The sequence below is a fragment of the Actinotalea fermentans genome, assembly GCF_007991475.1.
In the GTDB taxonomy this organism is placed as follows: Bacteria; Actinomycetota; Actinomycetes; order Actinomycetales; family Cellulomonadaceae; genus Actinotalea; species Actinotalea fermentans.
In genome coordinates this window covers 420940-442235 of record NZ_BJYK01000009.1, presented here as the reverse complement: position 1 = coordinate 442235, position 21296 = coordinate 420940, and the positions used below count along the sequence as shown (strand labels likewise).

Here is a 21296-nt window from a genome sequence, read left to right as displayed (position 1 = left end):
GACATCCCGCGCATCGGCGCCGAGGGCGGCGCGGACGGCTTCACCGCCGAGGAGGTCCCCGCCGACCTCCGCGAGGTCGCCGCCACCACCTCCGCCGAGGTCCAGCGCTTCCTGAACACCGTGACCGAGGTCGCCGCCGGCGCGAACCCCGAGGTGGCGATCCCGCTGCTGCTGCTCGCCGTCTCGGACGTGCTCGCCGCGGGCGCCCGCCTGGGCGCGATGGTCGACATCGTCCCCGCGGAGCGGTTCGAGCCCGACGTCGGCCCGGACGCCGACCTGGACCCGCTGGGGCAGGCGCTCGAGAACCTGTTCGACGGCATCGACGAGTACAACGAGATCGACGACCCGGTGCTCGGGAGCACGATCGTGACGTCGAGCATCTCCGGCGACCTCGTGGTCATCTCGGCGGCGCTCGCGCAGGGCCGCCGGCACCACGACGCCGGGCAGGACCTCGAGGCGCTGTGGTGGTGGCAGTACTCCTACCTCGCCAACTGGGGCGAGCGGGCGTCGTCGCTGCTGCGGGTGCTCCAGGCGGTGCTCGCGCACCTGCGTCTGGACGTGGACGACGACGTCGCCGCGGAGGCCGAGTTCCAGGCCCTGCACGGCGAGTGACCCTGCGCGGCGAGTGACCCCGGTGCGGTGACGGTGGCTGTCACCGACCTCGCCGACCTCGCGGCGCCGACGATCGCGCTGCTCGTGCTGGCCGCCATCGCCGCCGGCTGGGTGGACGCCGTCGTCGGCGGGGGCGGGCTGATCCAGCTCCCGGCCCTGCTCCTGGTCCCCGGGCTGGCGCCCGTGCAGGCGCTCGCGACGAACAAGCTCGCCAGCATCATGGGCACCTCCGTGAGCGCGGCCACCTACTACCGCCGCGTCCAGCCGGACCTGCGCACGGCGATCCCGACGGCGCTCGCCGCGCTGGCCGGCTCGGGCGGGGGAGCGGCGCTCGCGAGCTGGCTTCCGGGCGAGGTCATCGAGCCGATCGTGCTCGTGGCGCTCGTCGCCGTGCTGGTCTGGACGGTCACCCGGCCGACGCTCGGGCGCGCCAACGACCTGCGGTGGAGCGGGCGGCGGCACTACGGCGCGGCCGTGGCCATCGGCGTCGGGCTCGGGTTCTACGACGGGCTGGTCGGCCCGGGCACCGGCACGTTCCTCGTCATCGCGCTCGTCGCCGTCCTCGGGTACGGGTTCCTCGAGGCCTCGGCGAAGGCGAAGATCGTCAACGCGGCGACCAACCTCGGCGCGCTGGTCGTGTTCGCGGTGGCGGGCGCGCCGGTCTGGCGGCTGGGCCTGGTCATGGGTGCGGCGAACATCGTCGGCGCCTACCTGGGTGCGCGGATGGCCGTGGCCCGGGGGAGCGGCTTCGTGCGCGTGGTGTTCCTGGTGGTGGTCGGCGGCCTGATCCTGCGCCTGGGCTGGGACGTCCTGGCGCGCTGACCCGTCGACCGGAGCTCTCCGGCCGGAGAGATCCGCCCGCCAGGTGAGCCGATCTCTCCGCGCGGAGAGATCCGCCCGCCAGGTGAGTGCTACAGGAGGCCGGCGTCCGGGCCGAACAGCGGCGCCAGGGTGTCCCAGCGCGAGATCTCGCAGCCGTTCGCGCGGCTGAACGCCGCGCTCACGGGCTCGCCGCCGACGGTCCCCGTCACGCTCGCGGTCTGCGGGCCGCCCCACTGCTCGGTGCACGCGACGTCCATCGGCGTCGGCGCGAACGCGGCCGTGCCGCCGCCCGCGGCGATCGCGGCGCAGGCCGCCTCGGCGTCGGGGTGGTGCCCGCCGGCCGGCTCGCACGTGAGCGTGTACGTGGTGGTCGCGCCCTCGCCCGTCGCGTCGACGACCACGGTCAGGTCGGCCGCGACGGGTTCGGCGGGTTCGCCCGGCGCCGGGGTGTCGTCACCCGGCGCCGGGGGCTCGTCGGAGGACACCGGGTCGTCGTCGGTCCCGGGCGTGAGCCCGTCGTCGTCCCGCCCGGTCTGGCACCCGCCCAGGGCGGCCACGAGCACGACGGCGACCACCGCCGCCACCTGCGCACGCGTCCGACGCACGGCGCCTCCCCTCGTCCCCCTGCTTGTGTCGCGAGACCGGCCCTCCCGGCACGTGCGCGACCGACGCCCACATGACGAAATCCAGCGGTCCGCCTGGTGGGCACGGACTATCCTTCACCGGACACGGACGGCGCGTGGCCGTGCGCCCGCGCGAGCCGATCGCCGTCGTCCAACCTGCCACCACCCGGAGAGTCCCGTGGGCTTGATCGTGCAGAAGTACGGGGGGTCGTCCGTCGCGGACGCCACCGCCATCAAGCGCGTCGCCAAGCGGATCACCGAGACCAAGCGCGCGGGGCACGACGTCGTCGTCGTGGTCTCCGCGATGGGTGACACGACCGACGAGCTGATCGACCTCGCCAACGAGATCAGCCCGATGCCGCCGGCGCGCGAGATGGACATCCTGCTCACCGCGGGCGAGCGGATCTCGATGAGCCTGCTCGCGATGGCGATCGCGAACCTGGGCGTCGAGGCGCAGTCGTTCACGGGCCAGCAGGCCGGCGTCATCACCGACGAGGTGCACGGCAAGGCGCGGATCATCGACGTCAAGGCCAGCCGCATCCGGCAGGCGGTCGAGACCGGCCACGTCGCGATCGTCGCGGGCTTCCAGGGCGTCAACCCGAACACGAACGACGTGACGACGCTCGGCCGCGGCGGCTCGGACACGACGGCCGTCGCGCTCGCGGCGGCGCTCGAGGCGGACGTCTGCGAGATCTACACCGACGTCGACGGCGTCTTCTCCGCCGACCCGCGCATCGTGCCCACGGCGCGCAAGCTCGACCGCATCACCTACGAGGAGATGCTCGACATGGCGGCGAGCGGGGCCAAGGTGCTCATGCTCCGCTGCGTCGAGTACGCGCGCCGCACCGGCGTGCCGATCCACGTGCGCTCGTCGTTCTCCGGGCGCGAGGGAACCCTGGTCACGGACGCCCCCATCGAGGGAGAGGGACAGATGGAACAGCCGATCATCTCCGGTGTCGCGCACGACCGGAGCGAGGCGAAGATCACCGTCGTCGGCGTCCCCGACGTGCCCGGCACCGCGGCCGCGATCTTCGAGGTCGTCGCCGGCGCGGGCGTGAACATCGACATGATCGTCCAGAACGTGTCGGCCGCCCGGACCGGCCTGACCGACATCTCCTTCACGCTGCCCGCGAGCGACGGCGCGAAGGCGACCGCGGCCCTGGCGGCCGTCCAGGAGACCCTCGGCTACGAGTCGCTCCAGTACGACGACACCATCGGCAAGCTCTCGCTCGTCGGCGCCGGCATGCGCAGCCACCCGGGCGTCTCCGCGAAGCTCTTCGGGGCGCTGCGCGACGCCGGCATCAACATCGAGATGATCACCACCTCGGAGATCCGCGTCTCCGTCGTCACGCGCGCCGACCAGCTCGACGACGCCGTCCGCGCCGTGCACACGGCGTTCGGGCTCGACTCCACCGACGAGGAAGCCGTCGTGTACGGCGGGACGGGACGGTAAGGCCATGGCTGACAGCAACGGCTACGTGGTCGCCGTCGTCGGTGCGACGGGGCAGGTGGGCGGCGTCATGCGCCGCATGCTCGACGAGCGGGACTTCCCGGTCGGGCGGATCCGCTACTTCGCGTCGGCGCGCTCGGCCGGGCGCACGCTGCCGTGGCGCGGCGAGGAGGTCGTCGTCGAGGACGTCGCGACGGCCGACCTGTCCGGCATCGACATCGCGCTGTTCTCCGCCGGCGGCGGGACGTCGAAGGAGCACGCGCCGCGGTTCGCCGCCGCGGGCGCGATCGTCATCGACAACTCCTCCGCGTGGCGGATGAACCCGCAGGTGCCGCTCGTCGTGAGCGAGGTCAACGGCGCCGAGGTCGACAGCACGCCGCTCGGCATCATCGCGAACCCGAACTGCACCACGATGGCCGCGATGCCGGTGCTCAAGCCGCTGCACGACGCCGCGGGCCTGCGCCGGCTGATCGTCTCGACCTACCAGGCGGTGTCCGGCAGCGGGCTCGCGGGCGTCGAGGAGCTCGCCGGCCAGGTGCGCGCCGCCGTCGACCAGGACTTCACGCGCCTCGCGCACGACGGCGCCGCCGTCACCTTCCCGGAGCCGGCGAAGTACGTGCGGACCATCGCGTTCGACGTCGTCCCGCTCGCGGGCTCGCTCGCGGGCGACGGGAGCGGCGAGACCGACGAGGAGCAGAAGCTCCGGAACGAGTCGCGCAAGATCCTCGACATCCCGGACCTGCTGGTGTCGGGGACGTGCGTGCGCGTGCCGGTGTTCTCGGGCCACTCGCTGACGCTCAACGCGGAGTTCGCCGAGCCGCTCTCGCCGGAGACGGCGCTCGAGCTGCTCAAGGACGCCCCGGGCGTCGAGGTCACCGACGTGCCGACGCCGCTGCAGGCGGCCGGCGCGGACCCGAGCTTCGTGGGCCGCGTGCGCGTCGACCAGTCGGTGCCCGACGGGCGCGGCCTGGTGCTCTTCGTGAGCAACGACAACCTGCGCAAGGGTGCGGCGCTCAACGCGGTGCAGATCGCGGAGCTGGTCGTGGAGCGTCGCCTGCGCGGCTGACGGCCGGCGATTTCACCCGTCGCGCGCCCGCCTGGCGCGCCGAACCTGCAACGTTGGACACGGTGGTCCGCCACCATGGGAGGCACCCGCCGTGCCCCCGAACGGCGGATCGTCCCCCGAGGTCCCGCCATGCCCACCCGCCGTCCGCTGCCCATCCCCCGACGCCGTCCGCACCGTCACGCCGCCCGGCGGGGTCGCCCGATCGCATGAGCGCAGCCGCACCGGGGGTTCCCGTCTGGTGGCTGCGCACGGCGACGGTCGAGCTGGTGACCCTGCACGCCGTCGCCTCGTCGGAGCGCCCGGACGGGACCGTGGTCGACGTCGTCTCGCTGCCCCCGGGCTACGCGCCGCGGGGGGAGGGCGTGGTCCGCGCGCGCGTGCGCCCGGCGACGCGGCAGGTGCTCGAGGTCGAGGTCTGCGGCGACCTCGCGGACGGCCGCGCGCCCGCGCTGGTCTGGCACGAGCAGCTGCGACGCGACCTGCGGCCCGTGGAGGCGCAGCTGCGCGCGTTCTCCCACGACGACGTCGCGCGCCTCGCGACCGAGCGGCCCGGCCCCGCGGTCGACCCGGCGGTCGACCCGGGCGTGGTGCTGACCGATGCCGACGTCGAGCGGCTCGGGCTGGCCCCGGGCGACGCGATCGCCGTGCTCCGCTGGAACCCGGCCACCGGGCAGGTGCTCGAGCTGCAGGTCGACCGGGCGTCCCGCCGTCGGCGGGTGGCGACGTGCCTGCTCGCCGCCGCGGAGGCGTGCGCCGTCGCGCGCGGCTGGCCGATCCTGTGGGCCGGGGGTGAGCGGACCGCGCTGGGGGAGTCGCTGCTGCGTGGCCTGCGCTGGGGCGTGCGGCGCGCCCGCCCGCTCACGGTGCTCGCCCCGCCGACGGCGCCCGCCGGCGCGCGGGCCGGACGCCGCGCCGCGCGGGTGGCCTCGCCCGCCTCTTGACCCATCCCGGCTTCTGTGGTTCATTACTCAAGTAATGAACCAGTGAGGCGATAGGAGCGCGGCGTGGCCTTCGACGGGCGCGAGCCGATCTACCTGCAGATCGCCGACCAGATCCGCACCGACGTCGTCAGCGGTGCGCTCGGGGAGGAGGAGCAGGTCATGTCGACGACCCAGTACGCGACCGCGTACCGCATCAATCCCGCGACGGCCGCCAAGGCGTTCGCCGAGCTCGTGGACGAGGGGACGCTCTACAAGCGCCGCGGCGTCGGCATGTTCGTCGCACCCGGTGCCCGCGACCGGCTCGTCGCCGAGCGCCGCGAGCGCTTCTTCGCCGACGTCGTCGACCCCGTCGCCGCGGAGGCGAGCGTCCTCGGCATCCCGCTGGACGACGTCGTCGCGCGGCTCCGCGCGGCCGGCGCCACGGGGGAGGGGGACCGATGAGCGCGACGGAGACAGCCGCCGGGCACGGCGGCGCCGACGGCGGCCTGGGTGTCGCGGTGCGCGGCCTGGTGGTCCGCTACGGCTCGACCGTGGCACTCGACGGGCTGGACCTGACCATCGCCCCCGGCGCGATCACCGGTCTGCTCGGCCGCAACGGCTCGGGCAAGACCACGCTCCTCTCGGTCCTTGCCGCGTTCCGGCGCTCGACCGCCGGCGTGGTCCTTGTCGACGGCGAGGAGCCCTGGGAGAACGAGCGCGTCACCGAGCAGGTCTGCCTCATCCGGGAGAGCGGCGACGTCGCGAGCGACGCGAGCCTGCGCGACACGCTCCGGCTGGTGGCCGAGGCGCGACCCACGTTCGATCCCGACCTTGCGGGTGCGCTCATGGACACGTTCGAGCTGGACCCGCGCGCGCGGCCGTCCAAGCTCTCGCGCGGCAAGAAGTCGGCGTTCGGCGTCGTCGTCGGGCTGGCGTCCCGCGCGCCGCTGACGATGCTCGACGAGGTGCACCTGGGGATGGACGCGCCGTCGCGGTACGCGTTCTACGACGCGCTCCTCGCGGACTACGCGGAGCACCCACGCACGATCGTCGTCTCGAGCCACCTGATCGACGAGATCCAGCGGCTGCTGGAGCACGTGGTCATCCTCGACGAGGGTCGCGTGCTCCTGGCCGACGACGCCGACGCCCTCCGCTCGCGCGGTGCGACGGTCACGGGCCCCGCCGACGCGGTCGACGCGTTCGTGGCGGGCCGCCGGGCGATCGGTCGCCGCTCGCTCGGCCGGACGGCACAGGTCACCCTCTACGGCTCGCTCACGCCCGATGACGCCGCCGCGGCGTACGCCGCGGGCCTCGAGCTCGGCGGCGTCGACCTGCAGGACCTCTTCGTCGACCTGACCTCCAAGGATGGGAAGGAGGCCGCGCGATGAGGTTCCTCGGACACTCGGTCGCCCAGACGTCCCGCGGGCTGCTCCGCGGCCAGCTCATGGTGGCCCGGTGGGCGCTGCTCGTCGTGGTGGCCGCCGCCGCCCTGACGCTGACCGTCCTCGCGGTGGTGCGGCCGCCCGACTACTCCGTCGTCGGCTTCGCCCGGCAGGGGGTCATCTGGTTCTCGTTCTCCTGGGCGATCGCGATCGCCGTCGGTCAGGTGAACGTGCAGGTGGGGCTGGGTCGTTCGCGCCGCACCCTCGGGCGTGCCGCGCTCCTCGCGGCCGTCGCGATGTCGCTGGTGTACGCGGCCGGCGTCGTCGGCCTGATCCAGCTCGAGCGCGGGCTGTACGCGGCCGTGGGCTGGGAGCACGCGATCCGCGACGACGTCCTGCTGGCAGGCGACAGCTCGCAGATCGGCCCGCTCCTCGCCGCCTACCTCGTGGCCGCGGCCAGCGGCCAGCTCTGCGGGCTGCTGGTCGGCATCGTGTACTACCGCGCCGGCGCGTGGTGGGGCACGCTCACGCTCCCGCTGACGGTCGGGCCGGTGATCCTGCTCCAGGTGGTCCTGAGCGCCGACCTGCCGTTCCTCGACAGCGGTCTCGCGCGCGGCGCCACCGTCGTGGCCGTCCTCGCACTCGTCGCCGTCGCGTTCCAACGCATCCTGCGGGGCACGCCCGTCCGCACGGCCGCCCTCATCTGACCCGGAGGCTCCCATGGCAACACCCGTCATCGAGGTCGCCGGCCTGCGCAAGGCCTACGGCCCCAAGGTCGCCGTCGACGACGTCTCGTTCACCGTCGAGGCCGGCGAGATCGTCGGCATCCTCGGTCCCAACGGCGCCGGCAAGACGACCACCGTCGAGTCCATCGCGGGCCTGCGCGTGCCCGACGCGGGGCAGGTCCGCGTGCTCGGCCTGGACCCGCAGCGCGACGGCGAGGCCCTGCGCGAGCGGCTCGGGCTGCAGCTCCAGGAGAGCGAGATGCCCGCGAAGATCACCGTGCGCGAGGCCCTGGCCCTGTACGCGTCGTTCTACGCGAACCCCGCGGACCCGGCCGAGCTCGTCCGCGACCTCGGCCTGGCCGACCGCGTCGACACGCAGTTCCGGCGGCTGTCGGGCGGGCAGAAGCAGCGGCTGTCGGTGGCGCTCGCGCTCGTCGGGAACCCCGAGGTCGCCATCCTCGACGAGCTCACCACCGGCCTGGACCCGCAGGCGCGCCGCGAGACCTGGGGCGTCGTCGAGCGGATCCGGGACCGCGGCGTGACGATCCTGCTGGTGACGCACTTCATGGAGGAGGCCGAGCGGCTCGCCGACCGGGTGCTCCTCATCGACGCCGGCCGCGTGGTCGCCGAGGGCACGCCCGCCCAGCTCGCCGCCCGCGCGACGGCGCAGACCGTGCGGTTCGTGCTCCGCGAGCCGCTGCCGGACGGGCTGCTGGAGCAGGTCCCGGGCGTGCAGTCGGTCGTCGTCGACGGCGCCGACTACGAGGTCCGCGGCGCCGAGGTCGCGGTCGACGTCGTGCTCGCCGTCACCGGGGCCGGTCTGCGGCCCCTGCACCTGCGGGTGGAGCAGGGCTCCCTCGAGGAGGCCTTCGTGTCCATCGTCGGCGCCAACGGCAAGGAGTCCTGAGATGACCACGATCCCCACGCCCACCCGCGCGTCGGGCGCCGTCGGCACCGCCCGCAGCCCGCGCGTCCTGGCCGCCCTCACCGTGTCCGAGGCGCGGTTGTACCTGCGCGAGCCGTCAGCGGTGTTCTTCGGGCTCTTCTTCCCGGCCGTGCTGCTGCTGGCCCTCGGCCTGCTCATGCCGTGGGCCGACCAGCCGTTCGGCGAGGGCCCGGTGCTGTCGGAGATCACCGCGATCACCGGCTACACGCCCATCGTGCTCGCCCTCGCCATCGGCACGGTCGGCTACACGACCCTGCCGCCGGTCATGGGCACCTACCGCGAGAAGGGGGTGCTGCGCCGCCTCTCGACGACGCCGCTGCCGCCGTCGCGCCTGCTCGTCGCCCAGCTGCTGATCAACCTCGCGATGCTCGTGATCGCCTCGACGCTCGCCGTGCTCGGCGGTGCGCTGGTGCTCGGCGTCGGCATGCCGCGGGACGTCGGGGTGACGCTGCTGGCGTTCGTGGTCGGCGCGGCGGCGTCGATGTCGGTCGGGCTCCTCATCGCGGCGGTCGCGCCGACGGCGGGCGCGTCCACCGGCACGGGGATGCTCGTCTACATGACCTCGCTGTTCTTCGCGGGCGTGTGGTTCCCGCTGCCCCTGATGCCGGACGTCGTCCAGACGATCAGCCGGTTCACCCCGCTGGGCGCGGCGTCGCAGGCGCTCGCGGCCGGCTGGTACGAGGGGACGTTCCCCGGGGTCGAGCTGGTGGTCATGGCGGTGTGGACCGCGGTCCTGGTGCCGCTCGCGGCCAAGCTGTTCCGCTGGACCTGACGCCGCCCGACGCGCGGGCCCGGCCCGACGCGCGGCCTCAGCGCACGTAGGGCCCGGCCCACTCGCGTCCCGCGGCCCGCGCGTCGCGGTGGGCGAGGGCGTGCGCGAGGCGCTCGTCGCCGCCGTCGGACAGCGGGTGGGGCAGGTCGTCGAGGGCGAACCAGCGGACGTCGTGGTTCTCGTCGTCGGCGGCGTGCGCGCCGTGGCCGCTGCCCCCGACCGGGCGGCAGTGGAAGGCGAGCACGAGGTACTGCGCCAGGTCGCCGTTCGCGTGCTCGATGACGTCGCCGCTGATCGCCGAGGTCAGGGCGAGCACCTCGACGTCGACGCCGGTCTCCTCGCGGATCTCGCGCGCCACGCCGGCAGCGGGCTGCTCCCCGGGGTCGAGGATCCCGCCGGGCAGGCCCCACAGGCCGTTGTCGACGCGGTGGGTGAGCAGGAGCCGCCCGGCGTCGTCCAGGACGACGCCGGACACGGCGGGGATCCAGAGCAGCTCGGAGCCGACCCGACGGCGCAGCCGGAGCACGAAGTCGGGGATCGCCATCGGGCGAGCGTAACCGCCGGGACGCCCGGCCGGCGGGGCCGGGCCGGTCAGGCGGCGGGGTCGCCGAGCTCGGCCACGAGCTCCTCGTAGATCGGCGAACCGATGCCGAGCCCTCCGCTGCGGGCGCCCACGGTGGTCCGCGGCACCGTCGCCGCGTCCGGGACCGGTGACCACGTCGACGCCGATGTGGTCGTTCCGACCGGTGCTTCCGTCGCGGCGGCCCTGGCTGCCTTGTCCTTGCTGGTCCGTGCCACGTGGACCTCCTCGTTCTCACCCCTGCTGGAGAATCGTGACGCCAAGATCAGGGTGCCGCACGTCGAGAGCCGGGGCAATACCGGGAAAGGGGACGTTTCGGGCGCCGATGCGCTGGTCAGACGCCTGCGCGGTAGGTCAGCTCGCCGCCGGGCCACACGACGCGCGCGATGCCGGCGCCCGCGAGGAACCGCTGGCAGTTGGGGCACGGCTCGTCGGTGACGTACACCGTGGCGCCCATCCGCGCACCGCTCGGCAGGTGCAGGACGGCGTTCTCCTCCGCGTGCAGCGCCTGGCACGGCTCGCCGACCTCGACGTACGGCGAGCTCGCCGGCACCTCCTCGTACGTGCGCCGCCCGCGCGGGCACGCGCCGTCCGTCAGGCAGCCGGGCTGGCCGGGCGGGTACCCGTTGTAGCCCGTCGAGAGCACGCGGTGGTCGGGCCCGAGGATGACGGCGCCCACCTTGCGGCGCGTGCAGTCCGCGCGCGAGGCGACGGCGGTGGCGATGCCGAGGGCCCACTCGTCCCACGTGGGCCGCGTGCCGGGGTCGCCGACGACGACGGGAGTCATGCGGGGAGAGTAGCGAGCCGGGCGCCCCGCCTGAGCCGCCACACGCGAGTCGGGCGTCCCCAGGGGGAGTGCGTGTCGTCGTCGGGCACGAAGCCGCAGCGGCGGTGGACGCGGACCGCGGGCTCGCGCTCGTCCTCGAAGTCGTTGACGATCTCCACGGCCGCGGTGTCCTGCCAGATCCGCTCGACGAGCAGGCGCAGGACCTGCTCGCCGCGGCCACGCCCCCGGTGCCGGGGGACGACGTTGATCCCGATGTGCGCGGCGCCGTCGGGCTCGACCGTGTAGTGGGCGTGGCCGATGAGCTCGCCGGTGTCGGTGTCCCGGACGTAGAAGTAGCCCTGGCGGTCCGGCGGCAGCGCGAGACGCGCGGCGAACGCGTCCCACTCGCTCTCCGGCCACGCGACGCAGCCCGTGGCGCGGTCGTAGCCGGGGTGGCTCACGTCCCAGTCCGCGTTGTACGCCATGAGCTCGGGATCGGACAGCCACGCCTGCCGCACGCCGAACTCCGCCCGTGCGGGGACGTGGAACTCGAGCACGCCCGCGAGCCTACGGCGCCGGACCCCGCCCGGACCCGAGAACGACGAAGGCCCTGACCGACGTCCGCCGGTCAGGGCCTTCCATGCGTCGGGGTGGCGGGATTCGAACCCACGACCTCTTCGTCCCGAACGAAGCGCGCTACCAAGCTGCGCCACACCCCGAAGGTGCCCGGCAAGGATAGCCCAGCCGTGACCCCGCCATGAAACCCGTTCGTCCCGCGGTCACCGAGAGCCGGGGAGCAGCCCTCAGGACTCGCGCGGCACCAGCGTGAGCAGGGTCGCCTCCGGCCGGCACGCGAACCGTACGGGCGCGTACGGCGACGTGCCCAGCCCTGCCGACACGTGCAGCCACGACGACCCCGCTCCGCCCGGGGCGTCCGGACGGGCGCCCGGCCAGCCGTGCAGGCCCTTCGCGCGCCGGGTGTCCAGGTCGCAGTTCGTCACCAGCGCGCCCCAGCCCGGCACGCAGAGCTGGCCGCCGTGCGTGTGGCCGGCGAGGATCAGGTCCGCGCCGTCGTCGTGCATCGCGTCCAGGACGCGGCGGTAGGGGGCGTGCGCGACGCCGAGCCGCAGCGTCCCGCGCCCGACCGTGCCCCCGACGGCCGTCGGCTGCGCGTGGCCGCGCGTGGTGGCCGGGAAGCGGTCGCGGTCCAGGTGCGGGTCGTCGACGCCCACCAGCGCCACGTTCAGCGCGTCGTCGCCCTCCCCGAGCACGACGGCGTCGCGCCGGTTGGTCAGGTCTTTCCAGCCCGCCGCCCGGAACGCCGCCGTCATCTCCGGGAAGGGGAGGAGCCGCGGGGCGGGGTTGGCCTCCCGCGCGTCGGCCAGCAGGTAGCGCGCGGGGTTCTTGGGGCGGGGTGCGAAGTAGTCGTTCGAGCCGAGGACGAACGCGCCCGGGCGCTCGAGCAGCTGCTCGTACGCGTGCAGCAGCGCGGGCAGGGCCTGCAGGTGCGCGATGTTGTCGCCCGTCGTCACGACCAGGTGCGGGTCGAGCGCCGCGAGCGAGCGCACCCACTCGACCTTGTGGTCCTGCGTCGGGAGCAGGTGCAGGTCCGACAGGTGCAGCACGCGGACCTCGCCGGCGCCGTCGGGCAGCACCGGGACCACGAACCGCCGCAGCGTGTACCAGCGGACCTCGACGGCGGCCGCGTAGGCGAGCGCCGCCGCGCCGGCCAGCGCCGCGCCGCCGACGACGGAGCGGAACGCCACTAGGGCTTGTTCCCGGGCGGGTTGCCGCCTCCGGGAGTGGGCGGCGGGTTCTGGTCCGGCGGCGGCTGCACGACGACGGGCTCCGGTCCGGCCGAGGGGTGGATCGTGACGCCGCTGCCGCGGACGATCGAGGCCCCGGCCGGCGGGTCGGACGCCGCCGCCGAGCCCGGCGCGTACGAGGAGTAGATCGGGTTCCCGACCGTCGGGTTGAACCCGGCCTCCTTCAGCGTCCGCGCGGCCTGGTCGACCGACATGCCGCCGATCGACGGCACGGTGAACTTCATGCCGGTGAGGTACTGCTGCGGCGGCGCGGCGAAGCCCAGGGCGGGCTGTCCGTCGAGGGCGCGGATCATGAACCGCTTCCACGTCGGGCCGGCGATCGTGGAGCCGTAGACGTTGCGGCGCGTGACGCCGTTGATCGGGACGTTCTGCATCGGCCGCATGCCGTCGGGGAAGCCGACCCACACCGCGGTCGCCAGCTGCGGCGTGTAGCCGACGAACCACGTGTGCTCGTTCTCCGACGTCGTGCCCGTCTTGCCGGCGGCGACGCGGCCGGGCAGCGCGCCGATCGGGCGCCCGGTGCCGGTCCAGACCTGGCTCAGCGCGTAGTTCATCGCGGCGGCGATGCCGGGGTCGATCGCCTGGCGGCAGTTCGCGGAGGGGACGGGCAGCTGGTCGCCGGCCCGGTTGACGATGCTCGTGATCGCGACCGGGTCGCAGTAGACGCCGCCCGAGGCGAACGTGGCGAACGCGTTCGCCATCGTGAGCGGGGCGATCGACTGGCTGCCGATGACGTTCGCCGGGAAGGGGTCGAACCTGCCGTCGCCCGCAAGGCCGCCGGCCCGGTGCACGCCGATCTCGGCGGCGCCGTCCATGATCGCGCAGAGGTCGAGCTGGGCCGCCATGTCGGCGTAGGCGTTGTTGACGGACCGCCGGGTCGCGTCCTGGACGGTCATCACGCCGCTGCCGCCCTCGGAGTTGCCCAGCTTCCACGGCTTGTTGGGCCCGGGGGCGCCGCACGTGGTGAACTCGTTCTCGTTGCGCATGCGGGCGGTGCCGTTGACCATCTCGGACAGGCCGTGGCCGTCCTTGAACCACTGCAGCAGCGTGAAGGGCTTGAAGGTGGAGCCGGGCGGGAAGCCGCTGGCGCTGCCGTACTTGTTGTCGGTGTTGAAGTTCACCGAGGTCTCGCCCGGTCCGACGGTGCTCGTGTTGTTGTAGACGCGGTTCTGCGCCATGGCCAGCACCTGGCCCGTACCCGGTTGCACCACGGAGATGGCGGAGCCGACTCCCGACGCGTCGAGCACGGGCACGCCCGCCTGGACCTCCTCGTTCGCGGCGACCTGCATGCCGACGTTGAGCGTCGTCGTGATCGTCAGGCCGCCCTCGAGGAGCAGCTGGCTGCGGCTCGCCTTGTCCTCGCCGAAGATGGGGTCGGTCGCGATGATCTTCGTGACGTAGTCGCAGAAGAAGCCCGCCCCGCCGACGGCGTTCGCGGCCATGCACGTCGCCTTCGGCACGCCGATGAAGAGGGTGTCCGCGATCGGCATCGCGACGCCGGCGTCGTACTCCTCCTGGGTGATCTTGCCGGTCTCCAGCATGCGCTTGAGCACGCGGTCGCGGCGGCCTTGGGACTCCTCCGGGTTCCGGGTGGGGTCGTACAGGCTCGGGCCCCGCGTGATGCCGGCGATGGTCGCGGCCTGGAGGTAGTTGAGGTTCGCGGCGGACGTCGAGAAGTAGAACTGCGCGGCCGCCTCGACGCCGTACACCGAGAGCCCGAACTGGGCGATGTTGAGGTAGGCCTCGAGGATCTGGTCCTTGGTCCACCGCTGCTCGAGCGCGATGGCCATCTTGGCCTCGGCGAGCTTGCGGGCGATGCCCTCGGTGCCGTCCGACGTCGTCGCCGCCTCGATGGCCGCGGCCCGCTCCGCGTCCGTCGAGCTGGCCTCGAGCGCCGCCTGCACGAGCGCGTTCTTCACGTACTGCTGCGTCAGCGTCGACGCGCCCTGCGTGTCGTCCGTCGTCACGTTCTGCACCAGCGCGCGCAGCATGCCCTGCGGGTCGATCGCGCCGTGCTCGTAGAACCGGTGGTCCTCGATGGCGACGACGGCGTCGCGCATCGGCTGGGACACCTGGTCCAGCGGGACCACGATGCGGTTCTGCAGGTAGAACTCCGCCAGCAGCGTCCCGTCGGACGCGAGCACGACGGACTTCTCCGAGAGCGCCGGCGTCTCGAGCTCCTCGGGGAGGTCGTCGAAGAGACGCACCGACTGGTTGGTCACCGTGCTCGTCGCGCCGACCGCCGGCATGACGAGGCCCGCGGAGAGCACCCCGCCGAGGCCGGACATGAGCACGAACGCCAGGAGGAGCCCGAGCACCTGGGGGGCCGTGATCCGGCGTCCAGGGGCCGAGCGGACAGACGACACCATGGTCCTCAGGGTACGGGAGCACGTGGGGGCGGGCCCGGGCCGTGGCCACGGATCTGGTGGAGATCCTGTGCACGAGCGCGCGCGGTTCCGGGACAGGAGGGCCGAAAGGTCCCTGGACCGGATCGTCCGGATCGGGAAAGATTGCGGCCGTAGCGGCCGAATCCGTCGAGATCCACCCTCCGTCTCGACGGAAAGTCGACCCGAACGGCCCATGGGAGCGCGACCATCCGTTGTCTACAGTGGTTGGTCGTCGGTGGAGAGGAGGGGTCTGGTGGCTGATCAGCACTGGACCGCGTACGGCGCGTGCTCGGGCGCGCCCCCGGACGACCTGTTCGTGGAGGGTGCGGCGCAGCGTTCCGCGCGCGAGGTGTGCGCGACCTGCCCCGTGCGGATCGAGTGCCTCATCGACGCACTCGACCACCACATCCTGTTCGGCGTCTGGGGTGGCATGACGGAGCGGGAGCGTCGCGCGCTCCTGCGCCGCTACCCGGACGTCTCCTCGTGGCGTGACGTCATCGAGGCGGAGCCTGAGCTGGTCTCCTGGCCGGGCGGCTACCGCATGGGGCGCAACCGGCGCACGCTCGCGCACCAGCAGGCGGCCGGCCGCTAGCCTGGCGGGCATGACTCGCTGGGAGTACGCCACCGTCCCGCTCATCGTCCACGCCACCAAGGCGATCCTCGACCAGTGGGGTGCCGACGGCTGGGAGCTCGTCCAGGTGGTCACCGGGCCCGACGGCAACGGGCTCGTGGCCTATCTCAAGCGCCCCCTCGCCGGCTGAGGCCCCGATGAGCATCGGACAGCGCCTCGCGGAGCTGGGCATCACCCTGCCCGCCGTCGTCGCCCCGGCCGGGGCGTACGTGCCGGCCGTGCGCAGCGGCAACCACATCTGGACCGCCGGTCAGCTGCCGATGGTCGACGGCGCGCTCCCGGTCCGCGGCAAGGTCGGCGAGGGCCCGGGTCTCGTGCCGCCCGACGTCGCCGCGGGCCTCGCGCGCACGGCTGCGCTCAACGCGCTCGCCGCCGTCGCCGAGCAGGCCGGCAGCCTCGAGCGCGTGAAGCGGGTCGTCAAGGTCGTCGGCTTCGTCGCCTCCGACCCGTCGTTCACGGGCCAGCCGCAGGTCATCAACGGCGCGAGCGAGCTGCTCGGCCAGGTGTTCGGCGAGGCGGGCGTCCACGCGCGCAGCGCCGTCGGCGTGGCCGTGCTGCCGCTCGACTCCCCGGTGGAGGTCGAGCTCGTCGTCGAGCTCGGCTGACCGCCCGGCCCGCTCGGGCCCGCAGGGCTGCTCAGCGGGCGCGGCGCTCCAGCCGCTGCATGTCCAGGAGGACGACGGCGCGTCCCTCGCGCCGCACCCAGCCGCGCGCGGTGAAGTCGGCGAGGGCCTTGTTCACGGTCTCCCGGGACGCTCCGACGAGCTGGGCGAGCTCCTCCTGCGTGAGGTCGTGGGCGACGCGCAGGCCGTCCTCGACGGGCTGGCCGAAGCGGGTCGACAGGTCCAGCAGCGCCTTCGCGACGCGACCGGGGACGTCGGAGAACACCAGGTCCGCGAGCGCCTCGTTCGTCCGGCGGAGCCGGCGCGCGAGCGCCTCGAGCAGGTGCTTGGCCACGGCGGGGTAGCGCTCGAGCCAGGCGATCAGCTCCTCGTGCGCGAGCTCGAGCAGCCGCGCGTCGGCGACGGCCGTCGCGCTCGCCGTGCGCGGACCCGGGTCGAAGAGCGAGAGCTCGCCGAACATCTCGCCGGGGCCGAGGATCGACAGCAGGTTCTCGCGGCCGTCGGCCGAGCGCCGGCCGAGCTTCAGCTTGCCGTCGGCGATCACGTAGAGCCGGTCACCCGGCTCGCCCTCGTGGAAGAGCACCTGTCCCCGGGGCAGGTCCACCCGCGACATCGACGCGAGCAGCGCCCGCGCGGCTTCCGGGTCGATCCCCGCGAAGAGCGGGGCTGACAGCACGACGTCGTCCACGTCCTCGTCCCTGATCGGCGAAGGGGCGCGGAGGGTGCGCCCCTTCCCATCCTGCCTCATGCGGGAGGGCTCAGCGAGCGTCGTCGTCCTCGCCCTGCCCCGCCGCGAAGGCACCCAGGATCCGCTGCGTGGAGGCCTCGAGGGCGGCGTCCACGTGCGCCTCGTACTCGGCGAGCTGCTTGTCGAGCAGGCGCAGGCGCTGCATGAGGGCGACCTGGTCGCTCTCGCCGGCGGCGCGGACGGCGTCGAGGAGCTCCTGGGGGTGCGGCAGCGCCATCTGCGCCTCGGGCAGGATGTCCCAGCTCATCGCACCGAGCGTGTCCGGCGGCGCGTACGCCGCCACGGCGAGGTCGAGGCGCGCGCGCAGGAGGCGGCGCCAGCGCAGGAGCTGCGCCTTCTCGGCGCGCAGGGCACGTCGAGCGGCACGGGCGTCGTGACCGCGCGCCGTGCGCCGCTCCCTGACCTGTGCCACTGCCATCGTCCCCGAACTCCCCCGTCCGTCGTGGGCGCGGCAGCCTGGACCGCGCTCACCTGCACCTTCGGCGGCGGCGTTCGCGCACTTGAGCGTGGCGACCAAGCTTCACCCCATCGGCCCAGGGCGTTTCACCCCCTCGGCCTAACGTGCTCGAAACGTTTGTGGGAGCGCGGCCACTCCGCGGTGTCGCAGGGCGCACCTAGAGTGACGGCCGTGGAGAGCCCCCTCGCCCGGACCCGCCGCGCCCGCCGCATCAACCGCGTCCTCGCCGAGCGCTACCCCGACGCCGTCATCGAGCTCGACTTCACGACGCCGCTGGAGCTCCTGGTCGCCACGATCCTGTCCGCGCAGTCGACCGACGTGCGGGTCAACCAGGTGACGCCGGCGCTCTTCGCGCGCTACCCCGACGCCGCCGCCTACGCGGCCGCCGACCGGGCTGAGCTCGAGGAGCTCATCAAGCCGACGGGGTTCTTCCGGGCCAAGACGAGCTCGCTCATCGGCCTCGGCCAGGCGCTGGTGGAGCGGTACGGCGGTCAGGTGCCGCGGCGGATGAAGGACCTGGTGACGCTGCCCGGCGTCGGGCGCAAGACCGCGAACGTCGTGCTGGGGAACGCGTTCGGCGTGCCGGGGCTGCCGGTGGACACGCACGTGCTGCGGGTGACGGCGCGGCTCGGGCTCGTCGAGCCGGGCGGCGACCCGGTCGCGGTCGAGGCTGCGCTGGGCGCGCTGGTCGAGAAGCGCGAGTGGACCATGTTCAGCCACCGCGTGATCATCCACGGCCGCCGCACCTGCCACGCGCGGCGCCCCGCCTGCGGCGCCTGCCCGGTCGCGACGCTGTGCCCCTCCTACGGCATCGGCGAGACCGAGCCGGCGGCGGCCGCGAAGCTCGTCAAGACCGGTGCCGCCCGGGTCGCCGGCGTCGGCTGGGCCGGACCGGCTCCGACGGGCCTCGCCGCGCCGGTCGACTGAGGCCGCGCCTCGACCCGGGCCGCTCAGGCGAGCGACGCGAGCCAGGTCAGCAGGATGCGGGTGGTGGCCTCCGGCGCCTCCTCGGGCAGGAAGTGCCCGGCGCCGGGCACGGACTCGAACCGGTAGGGCGCGCCGTTGCCCCAGCTGGCCACGCCGGCGGGGATGGCGCGGTCGGCCGAGCCGTGCACCTGCAGCACCGGGACGGCGACCGGCTGCCGCAGCGCCGCCAGGTAGCGCTGCCCGTCGACGCGCGGGGTGGACCGGACGAGCCAACGCAGGATCTCCATCACGGAGTGCGCCGCGAACGGGATGCCCGCCGCCGACCGGTACACGTCGACCAGGTCCTGCGGCGGCCAGCCCGGCGCGCCCCAGTCGGCGAGCACGCGCGCCACGAGGTCGCCACGCACCATGCTGCGCTCGGGGAAGTACGGGAGCTGGACGAACGCGAGCCGGCGCGCCGTCGTGCGCGTCCCCATGGCCCGGACGACCGACGACGAGTGCATCCGCAGCGGGTGCAGCGCCGAGAACGCGCCGACCGCGCGCGTCACCTCCGGCTGCAGGGCCGCCATCGACCAGGCGACGGTCCCCCCGATGCCGTGCCCGACGACGACCGCCTCCTGCGCGCCCAGGGAGCGGATCACGCCCGCGACGTCCTGGGTGAGGGTCGACATGTCGTAGCCGCGCGGCGGCTTGTCCGAGGCGCCCGTGCCGCGCAGGTCCATGGCCACGGCGCGGTAGCCGGCCTCGGCGAGGGCGGGCAGCTGCGCGCGCCACGCCCACCACATCTGGGGGAAGCCGTGCAGGAGGACGACCAGGGGGGCCGGCGTCCCGGCGTCGGCGCCCGGCGTCCCGTCGCCGCCGACGGGCTCCATCTCGGCGACGTGGAAGCGCGCCGCGTTGGCGGGGACGAACCGGTGACGCCAGGGCCCGGGTACCAGGACGGCGGACGGATCGGTCACAGACGCCGAACCTACCGGTCGGCGGGGCCGTCCCGAAGCCCGTCGGCCAGCGAGGCGTGGTGCCGGTCGCGCCAGGCGAGCACGGTGGCGCCGAGCACGGCCGCCGTCAGCGACGCGACGAGGATGGCGGCGCGGATGTGGTCGTCGCGCTCGCTGCCCTCGCCGAACGCGAGCGCGCCGATGAGCAGGGACACGGTGAACCCGATGCCGCCGACCAGGCCGAGGCCCGCGATGTCGGCCCAGGTCACGCCCGGGGAGAACCGCAGCCGGGTGGCCTTGGCGGTCAGCCAGGTGGCCGTCACGATGCCGATCGGCTTGCCGAGGACCAGGCCCAGGGCCACGCCCTGCGCCACGGGGTCGCCGAGGGCCTCGCGGAGCGTCGCCGGGTCGAGCGCCACCCCGGCGGCGAAGAGCGCGAACACGGGCACGGCGACCCCGGCCGACAGCGGCCGCCAGCGGTGCTCGAAGCGCTCGGCGAGCGACGGCTCGTCGTCGGGCGCGAGCGCGGGGACGGTGAAGCCCAGGACGACGCCCGCGATCGTCGCGTGCACGCCCGACGCGTGCATGAAGCCCCACGCGGCGAGCCCGACGGGCAGGAGCACCCACGCCGTCGTCACCCGGCGGCGGACCAGCAGCCCGAACACCGCGCAGGCGGCCAGCGACGCCGCGAGCCAGCCGAGCGCGATGTCGTCGGAGTACACGACGGCGATGACGACGATCGCCAGGAGGTCGTCCACCACGGCCAGCGTGAGGAGGAAGGCCCGCAGGGAGTTCGGCAGGTTCCGGCCGACGACGGCGAGCACGGCGACCGCGAAGGCGATGTCGGTGGCCGTCGGGATGGCCCAGCCGGCCAGGTCGCCGTCGGCCGCCGTCGCGTTGACGGCGACGTAGATGAGCGCGGGGGCGGCCATGCCGCCGACGGCCGCGACGATCGGCACGAGCGCGGTGGCCGGCCGGCGCAGCTCGCCCGCCACCACCTCGCGCTTGAGCTCCAGCCCGACGACGAAGAAGAAGATCGTCAGCAGGCCGTCCGTGGCCCAGTGCTCGAGCGTGAGGTCCAGGTGCAGCGCGGCCGGCCCGACGACCGTGCCGCGCATCGCCTCGTACCCGTCCCGCCAGGGCGAGCTGGCCCACACGAGCGCGACGACGGCGCCCAGGAGCAGCAGCGTCCCGCCCGCCTTCTCGGCGCGCAGGGTGTCCAGCAGGTTGCGCTCGCCACCGGCGGTGAGGCGGCCGAAGAGGGCGCTCGTGGCGGTCGCCCGGCCGGTGGCGCGACGCCGCGCCGCCATCACTCGGCCGTGGCGGACGTGGCCGGTGCCTCGTCGTCGGCGGTGGCGCGCCGCTCGCGCGGCGGCTCGAACCGGTACCCGACGTTGCGGACCGTGCCGATGAGCTGCTCGTGCTCGGGGCCGAGCTTCGCGCGCAGGCGGCGCACGTGGACGTCCACGGTGCGCGTGCCGCCGTAGTAGTCGTAGCCCCAGACCTCCTGGAGCAGCTGGGCGCGCGTGAAGACCCGGCCCGGGTGCTGGGCCAGGTACTTCAGCAGCTCGAACTCCTTGTAGGTGAGGTCGAGCGGGCGGCCGCGCACGCGGGCCACGTACCCGCCGGCGTCGACCGTCAGGTCCCCGGACGAGATCTCCGCGAGCTCGTCGTCCGGCTCCGCGGCGCCCCCGCGCTCGATCACGAGCCGCAGCCGCGCCTCGACCTCGGCGGGCGACGCGTCCTCGAGCAGGATGTCGGACGCGCCCCACTCGGCCGTGACCACGGTGAGCCCGCCCTCGGTGAGGATGAGGACGAGCGGCACGCTCAGGCCCGTGGCCCGGAGCAGCCGGCAGGTGGAGCGGGCCGTCGCGAGGTCGCGCCGCGCGTCGAGCAGCAGGACGTCGGCGTCGGGCGCGTCGAGCAGCGCGGACGGTTCGACGGGGAGGACGCGGACCCGGTGGCTGAGCAGGCCGAGGGCGGGGAGCACCTGAGCGGAGCCCCCGGCGCTGGGTGTCAGCAGCAACAGGTCTGCCACCGGTCGGGCCTCCTGCGGGTCGGCTGTGGCCCAACCGTACCCCCCGACGTCGCCCCG

The 21296-nt window shown here is 74.2% G+C and carries 26 protein-coding genes and 1 tRNA gene; 14 read left to right on the top strand and 13 right to left on the bottom strand.

The window, feature by feature from the left end; translation table 11 throughout:
• Window positions 1–12 precede the first annotated feature (12 nt).
• The gene (locus tag AFE02nite_RS14015; RefSeq protein ID WP_034248016.1) at window positions 13–612 is read left to right on the top strand and encodes a DUF5063 domain-containing protein; all 600 of its coding nucleotides are present in this window, start codon (window positions 13–15) and stop codon (window positions 610–612) included.
• A 33-nt stretch (window positions 613–645) separates the two neighbouring features.
• On the top strand, window positions 646–1434 hold the full coding sequence (locus AFE02nite_RS14010) for a TSUP family transporter (protein WP_034248014.1): 789 nt from the start codon (window positions 646–648) through the stop codon (window positions 1432–1434).
• 89 nt (window positions 1435–1523) lie between these two features.
• Here AFE02nite_RS14010 and AFE02nite_RS14005 read toward each other — a convergent pair whose 3' ends face one another.
• Entirely contained in the window at window positions 1524–2039 is a 516-nt protein-coding gene (locus AFE02nite_RS14005) for an SSI family serine proteinase inhibitor (protein WP_146819849.1), read from the bottom strand.
• A gap of 196 nt (window positions 2040–2235) precedes the next feature.
• Between AFE02nite_RS14005 and AFE02nite_RS14000 the strand changes: the two genes are divergently transcribed.
• The 8 genes from AFE02nite_RS14000 (at window position 2236) to AFE02nite_RS13965 (ending at window position 9318) form a co-directional block, all read left to right on the top strand.
• On the top strand, window positions 2236–3510 hold the full coding sequence (locus AFE02nite_RS14000; RefSeq protein WP_034248009.1) for an aspartate kinase: 1275 nt from the start codon (window positions 2236–2238) through the stop codon (window positions 3508–3510).
• Window positions 3511–3514: 4 nt separating this feature from the next.
• On the top strand, window positions 3515–4573 hold the full coding sequence (locus tag AFE02nite_RS13995; RefSeq protein ID WP_034248008.1) for an aspartate-semialdehyde dehydrogenase: 1059 nt from the start codon (window positions 3515–3517) through the stop codon (window positions 4571–4573).
• 206 nt (window positions 4574–4779) lie between these two features.
• Window positions 4780–5514, top strand: a complete 735-nt coding sequence (locus AFE02nite_RS13990; protein ID WP_146819848.1) for a hypothetical protein — start codon at window positions 4780–4782, stop codon at window positions 5512–5514.
• 63 nt (window positions 5515–5577) lie between these two features.
• A complete protein-coding gene (locus tag AFE02nite_RS13985) occupies window positions 5578–5955 on the top strand; it encodes a GntR family transcriptional regulator (protein WP_034245710.1) in 378 nt (125 codons plus the stop codon).
• The gene (locus AFE02nite_RS13980; protein ID WP_052113635.1) at window positions 5952–6881 is read left to right on the top strand and encodes an ATP-binding cassette domain-containing protein; all 930 of its coding nucleotides are present in this window, start codon (window positions 5952–5954) and stop codon (window positions 6879–6881) included. The genes AFE02nite_RS13985 and AFE02nite_RS13980 overlap by 4 nt, the downstream gene beginning before the upstream one ends.
• Window positions 6878–7582, top strand: coding sequence for a hypothetical protein (locus tag AFE02nite_RS13975; RefSeq protein WP_034245708.1), 705 nt, complete (start codon window positions 6878–6880; stop codon window positions 7580–7582). Before AFE02nite_RS13980 ends, AFE02nite_RS13975 begins: the two co-directional genes overlap by 4 nt.
• 13 nt (window positions 7583–7595) lie before the next feature.
• A complete protein-coding gene (locus AFE02nite_RS13970) occupies window positions 7596–8507 on the top strand; it encodes an ABC transporter ATP-binding protein (protein ID WP_034245706.1) in 912 nt (303 codons plus the stop codon).
• Between the two features lies 1 nt (window position 8508).
• Window positions 8509–9318: an ABC transporter permease gene (locus tag AFE02nite_RS13965; RefSeq protein WP_034245705.1), complete on the top strand. Its 810-nt coding sequence runs from the start codon at window positions 8509–8511 to the stop codon at window positions 9316–9318.
• 37 nt (window positions 9319–9355) lie between these two features.
• Here AFE02nite_RS13965 and AFE02nite_RS13960 read toward each other — a convergent pair whose 3' ends face one another.
• The 7 genes from AFE02nite_RS13960 to AFE02nite_RS13930 form a co-directional block, all read right to left on the bottom strand.
• The gene (locus tag AFE02nite_RS13960) at window positions 9356–9862 is read right to left on the bottom strand and encodes an NUDIX hydrolase (protein WP_034245704.1); all 507 of its coding nucleotides are present in this window, start codon (window positions 9860–9862) and stop codon (window positions 9356–9358) included.
• Window positions 9863–9909: 47 nt separating this feature from the next.
• Window positions 9910–10116: a hypothetical protein gene (locus AFE02nite_RS13955; RefSeq protein ID WP_034245701.1), complete on the bottom strand. Its 207-nt coding sequence runs from the start codon at window positions 10114–10116 to the stop codon at window positions 9910–9912.
• A gap of 116 nt (window positions 10117–10232) precedes the next feature.
• On the bottom strand, window positions 10233–10685 hold the full coding sequence (locus AFE02nite_RS13950; RefSeq protein WP_034245715.1) for a deoxycytidylate deaminase: 453 nt from the start codon (window positions 10683–10685) through the stop codon (window positions 10233–10235).
• The gene (locus AFE02nite_RS13945; RefSeq protein ID WP_034245698.1) at window positions 10682–11221 is read right to left on the bottom strand and encodes a GNAT family N-acetyltransferase; all 540 of its coding nucleotides are present in this window, start codon (window positions 11219–11221) and stop codon (window positions 10682–10684) included. The genes AFE02nite_RS13950 and AFE02nite_RS13945 overlap by 4 nt, the downstream gene beginning before the upstream one ends.
• An 88-nt stretch (window positions 11222–11309) precedes the next feature.
• Window positions 11310–11383 (bottom strand) — tRNA-Pro (locus tag AFE02nite_RS13940).
• A gap of 84 nt (window positions 11384–11467) precedes the next feature.
• A complete protein-coding gene (locus AFE02nite_RS13935) occupies window positions 11468–12430 on the bottom strand; it encodes a metallophosphoesterase (protein ID WP_034245695.1) in 963 nt (320 codons plus the stop codon).
• Complete coding sequence (locus AFE02nite_RS13930; RefSeq protein ID WP_186814565.1) at window positions 12430–14859, bottom strand: penicillin-binding protein; 2430 nt, start codon at window positions 14857–14859, stop codon at window positions 12430–12432. Before AFE02nite_RS13930 ends, AFE02nite_RS13935 begins: the two co-directional genes overlap by 1 nt.
• Before the next feature lie 271 nt (window positions 14860–15130).
• On the opposite strand from AFE02nite_RS13930, the gene AFE02nite_RS13925 reads away from it, so the two are divergent.
• The 3 genes from AFE02nite_RS13925 to AFE02nite_RS13915 are packed head-to-tail and all read left to right on the top strand — an operon-like array spanning window position 15131 to window position 16113.
• Complete coding sequence (locus AFE02nite_RS13925) at window positions 15131–15469, top strand: WhiB family transcriptional regulator (RefSeq protein WP_052113634.1); 339 nt, start codon at window positions 15131–15133, stop codon at window positions 15467–15469.
• Window positions 15470–15479: 10 nt separating this feature from the next.
• On the top strand, window positions 15480–15638 hold the full coding sequence (locus tag AFE02nite_RS13920; protein ID WP_146819845.1) for a DUF4177 domain-containing protein: 159 nt from the start codon (window positions 15480–15482) through the stop codon (window positions 15636–15638).
• Between the two features lie 7 nt (window positions 15639–15645).
• Window positions 15646–16113: a RidA family protein gene (locus tag AFE02nite_RS13915; protein WP_034245681.1), complete on the top strand. Its 468-nt coding sequence runs from the start codon at window positions 15646–15648 to the stop codon at window positions 16111–16113.
• 31 nt (window positions 16114–16144) lie between these two features.
• Here the strand turns inward: AFE02nite_RS13915 and AFE02nite_RS13910 are convergent, their stop codons facing one another.
• Window positions 16145–16819: a Crp/Fnr family transcriptional regulator gene (locus AFE02nite_RS13910; protein ID WP_034245678.1), complete on the bottom strand. Its 675-nt coding sequence runs from the start codon at window positions 16817–16819 to the stop codon at window positions 16145–16147.
• A 70-nt stretch (window positions 16820–16889) separates the two neighbouring features.
• Entirely contained in the window at window positions 16890–17291 is a 402-nt protein-coding gene (locus tag AFE02nite_RS17795) for a hypothetical protein (RefSeq protein ID WP_052113633.1), read from the bottom strand.
• Window positions 17292–17498: 207 nt separating this feature from the next.
• Between AFE02nite_RS17795 and nth the strand changes: the two genes are divergently transcribed.
• Window positions 17499–18263: an endonuclease III gene (nth, locus tag AFE02nite_RS17790; protein ID WP_146819844.1), complete on the top strand. Its 765-nt coding sequence runs from the start codon at window positions 17499–17501 to the stop codon at window positions 18261–18263.
• Window positions 18264–18286: 23 nt separating this feature from the next.
• Here nth and AFE02nite_RS13895 read toward each other — a convergent pair whose 3' ends face one another.
• The 3 genes from AFE02nite_RS13895 to AFE02nite_RS13885 are packed head-to-tail and all read right to left on the bottom strand — an operon-like array spanning window position 18287 to window position 21239.
• Window positions 18287–19222 carry an alpha/beta fold hydrolase gene (locus AFE02nite_RS13895; RefSeq protein WP_034245675.1) on the bottom strand — a complete coding sequence of 312 codons (936 nt, stop codon included), beginning with the start codon at window positions 19220–19222 and terminating at the stop codon, window positions 18287–18289.
• A gap of 11 nt (window positions 19223–19233) precedes the next feature.
• On the bottom strand, window positions 19234–20511 hold the full coding sequence (gene nhaA / locus AFE02nite_RS13890; RefSeq protein ID WP_034245673.1) for a Na+/H+ antiporter NhaA: 1278 nt from the start codon (window positions 20509–20511) through the stop codon (window positions 19234–19236).
• Window positions 20511–21239, bottom strand: coding sequence for a response regulator transcription factor (locus tag AFE02nite_RS13885; protein WP_034245670.1), 729 nt, complete (start codon window positions 21237–21239; stop codon window positions 20511–20513). The genes nhaA and AFE02nite_RS13885 overlap by 1 nt, the downstream gene beginning before the upstream one ends.
• Window positions 21240–21296: the final 57 nt, after the last annotated feature.

Coding starts and splice junctions, on each gene's coding strand:
- AFE02nite_RS13995 (WP_034248008.1), top strand. CDS start 3,515: ATGGCTGACAGCAACGGCTACGTGGTCGCCGTCGTCGGTGCGACGGGG.
- AFE02nite_RS13990 (WP_146819848.1), top strand. CDS start 4,780: ATGAGCGCAGCCGCACCGGGGGTTCCCGTCTGGTGGCTGCGCACGGCG.
- AFE02nite_RS13980 (WP_052113635.1), top strand. CDS start 5,952: ATGAGCGCGACGGAGACAGCCGCCGGGCACGGCGGCGCCGACGGCGGC.
- AFE02nite_RS13975 (WP_034245708.1), top strand. CDS start 6,878: ATGAGGTTCCTCGGACACTCGGTCGCCCAGACGTCCCGCGGGCTGCTC.
- AFE02nite_RS13970 (WP_034245706.1), top strand. CDS start 7,596: ATGGCAACACCCGTCATCGAGGTCGCCGGCCTGCGCAAGGCCTACGGC.
- AFE02nite_RS13965 (WP_034245705.1), top strand. CDS start 8,509: ATGACCACGATCCCCACGCCCACCCGCGCGTCGGGCGCCGTCGGCACC.
- AFE02nite_RS13960 (WP_034245704.1), bottom strand. CDS start 9,862: ATGGCGATCCCCGACTTCGTGCTCCGGCTGCGCCGTCGGGTCGGCTCC.
- AFE02nite_RS13950 (WP_034245715.1), bottom strand. CDS start 10,685: ATGACTCCCGTCGTCGTCGGCGACCCCGGCACGCGGCCCACGTGGGAC.
- AFE02nite_RS13930 (WP_186814565.1), bottom strand. CDS start 14,859: ATGGTGTCGTCTGTCCGCTCGGCCCCTGGACGCCGGATCACGGCCCCC.
- AFE02nite_RS13920 (WP_146819845.1), top strand. CDS start 15,480: ATGACTCGCTGGGAGTACGCCACCGTCCCGCTCATCGTCCACGCCACC.
- AFE02nite_RS13915 (WP_034245681.1), top strand. CDS start 15,646: ATGAGCATCGGACAGCGCCTCGCGGAGCTGGGCATCACCCTGCCCGCC.
- nhaA (WP_034245673.1), bottom strand. CDS start 20,511: ATGGCGGCGCGGCGTCGCGCCACCGGCCGGGCGACCGCCACGAGCGCC.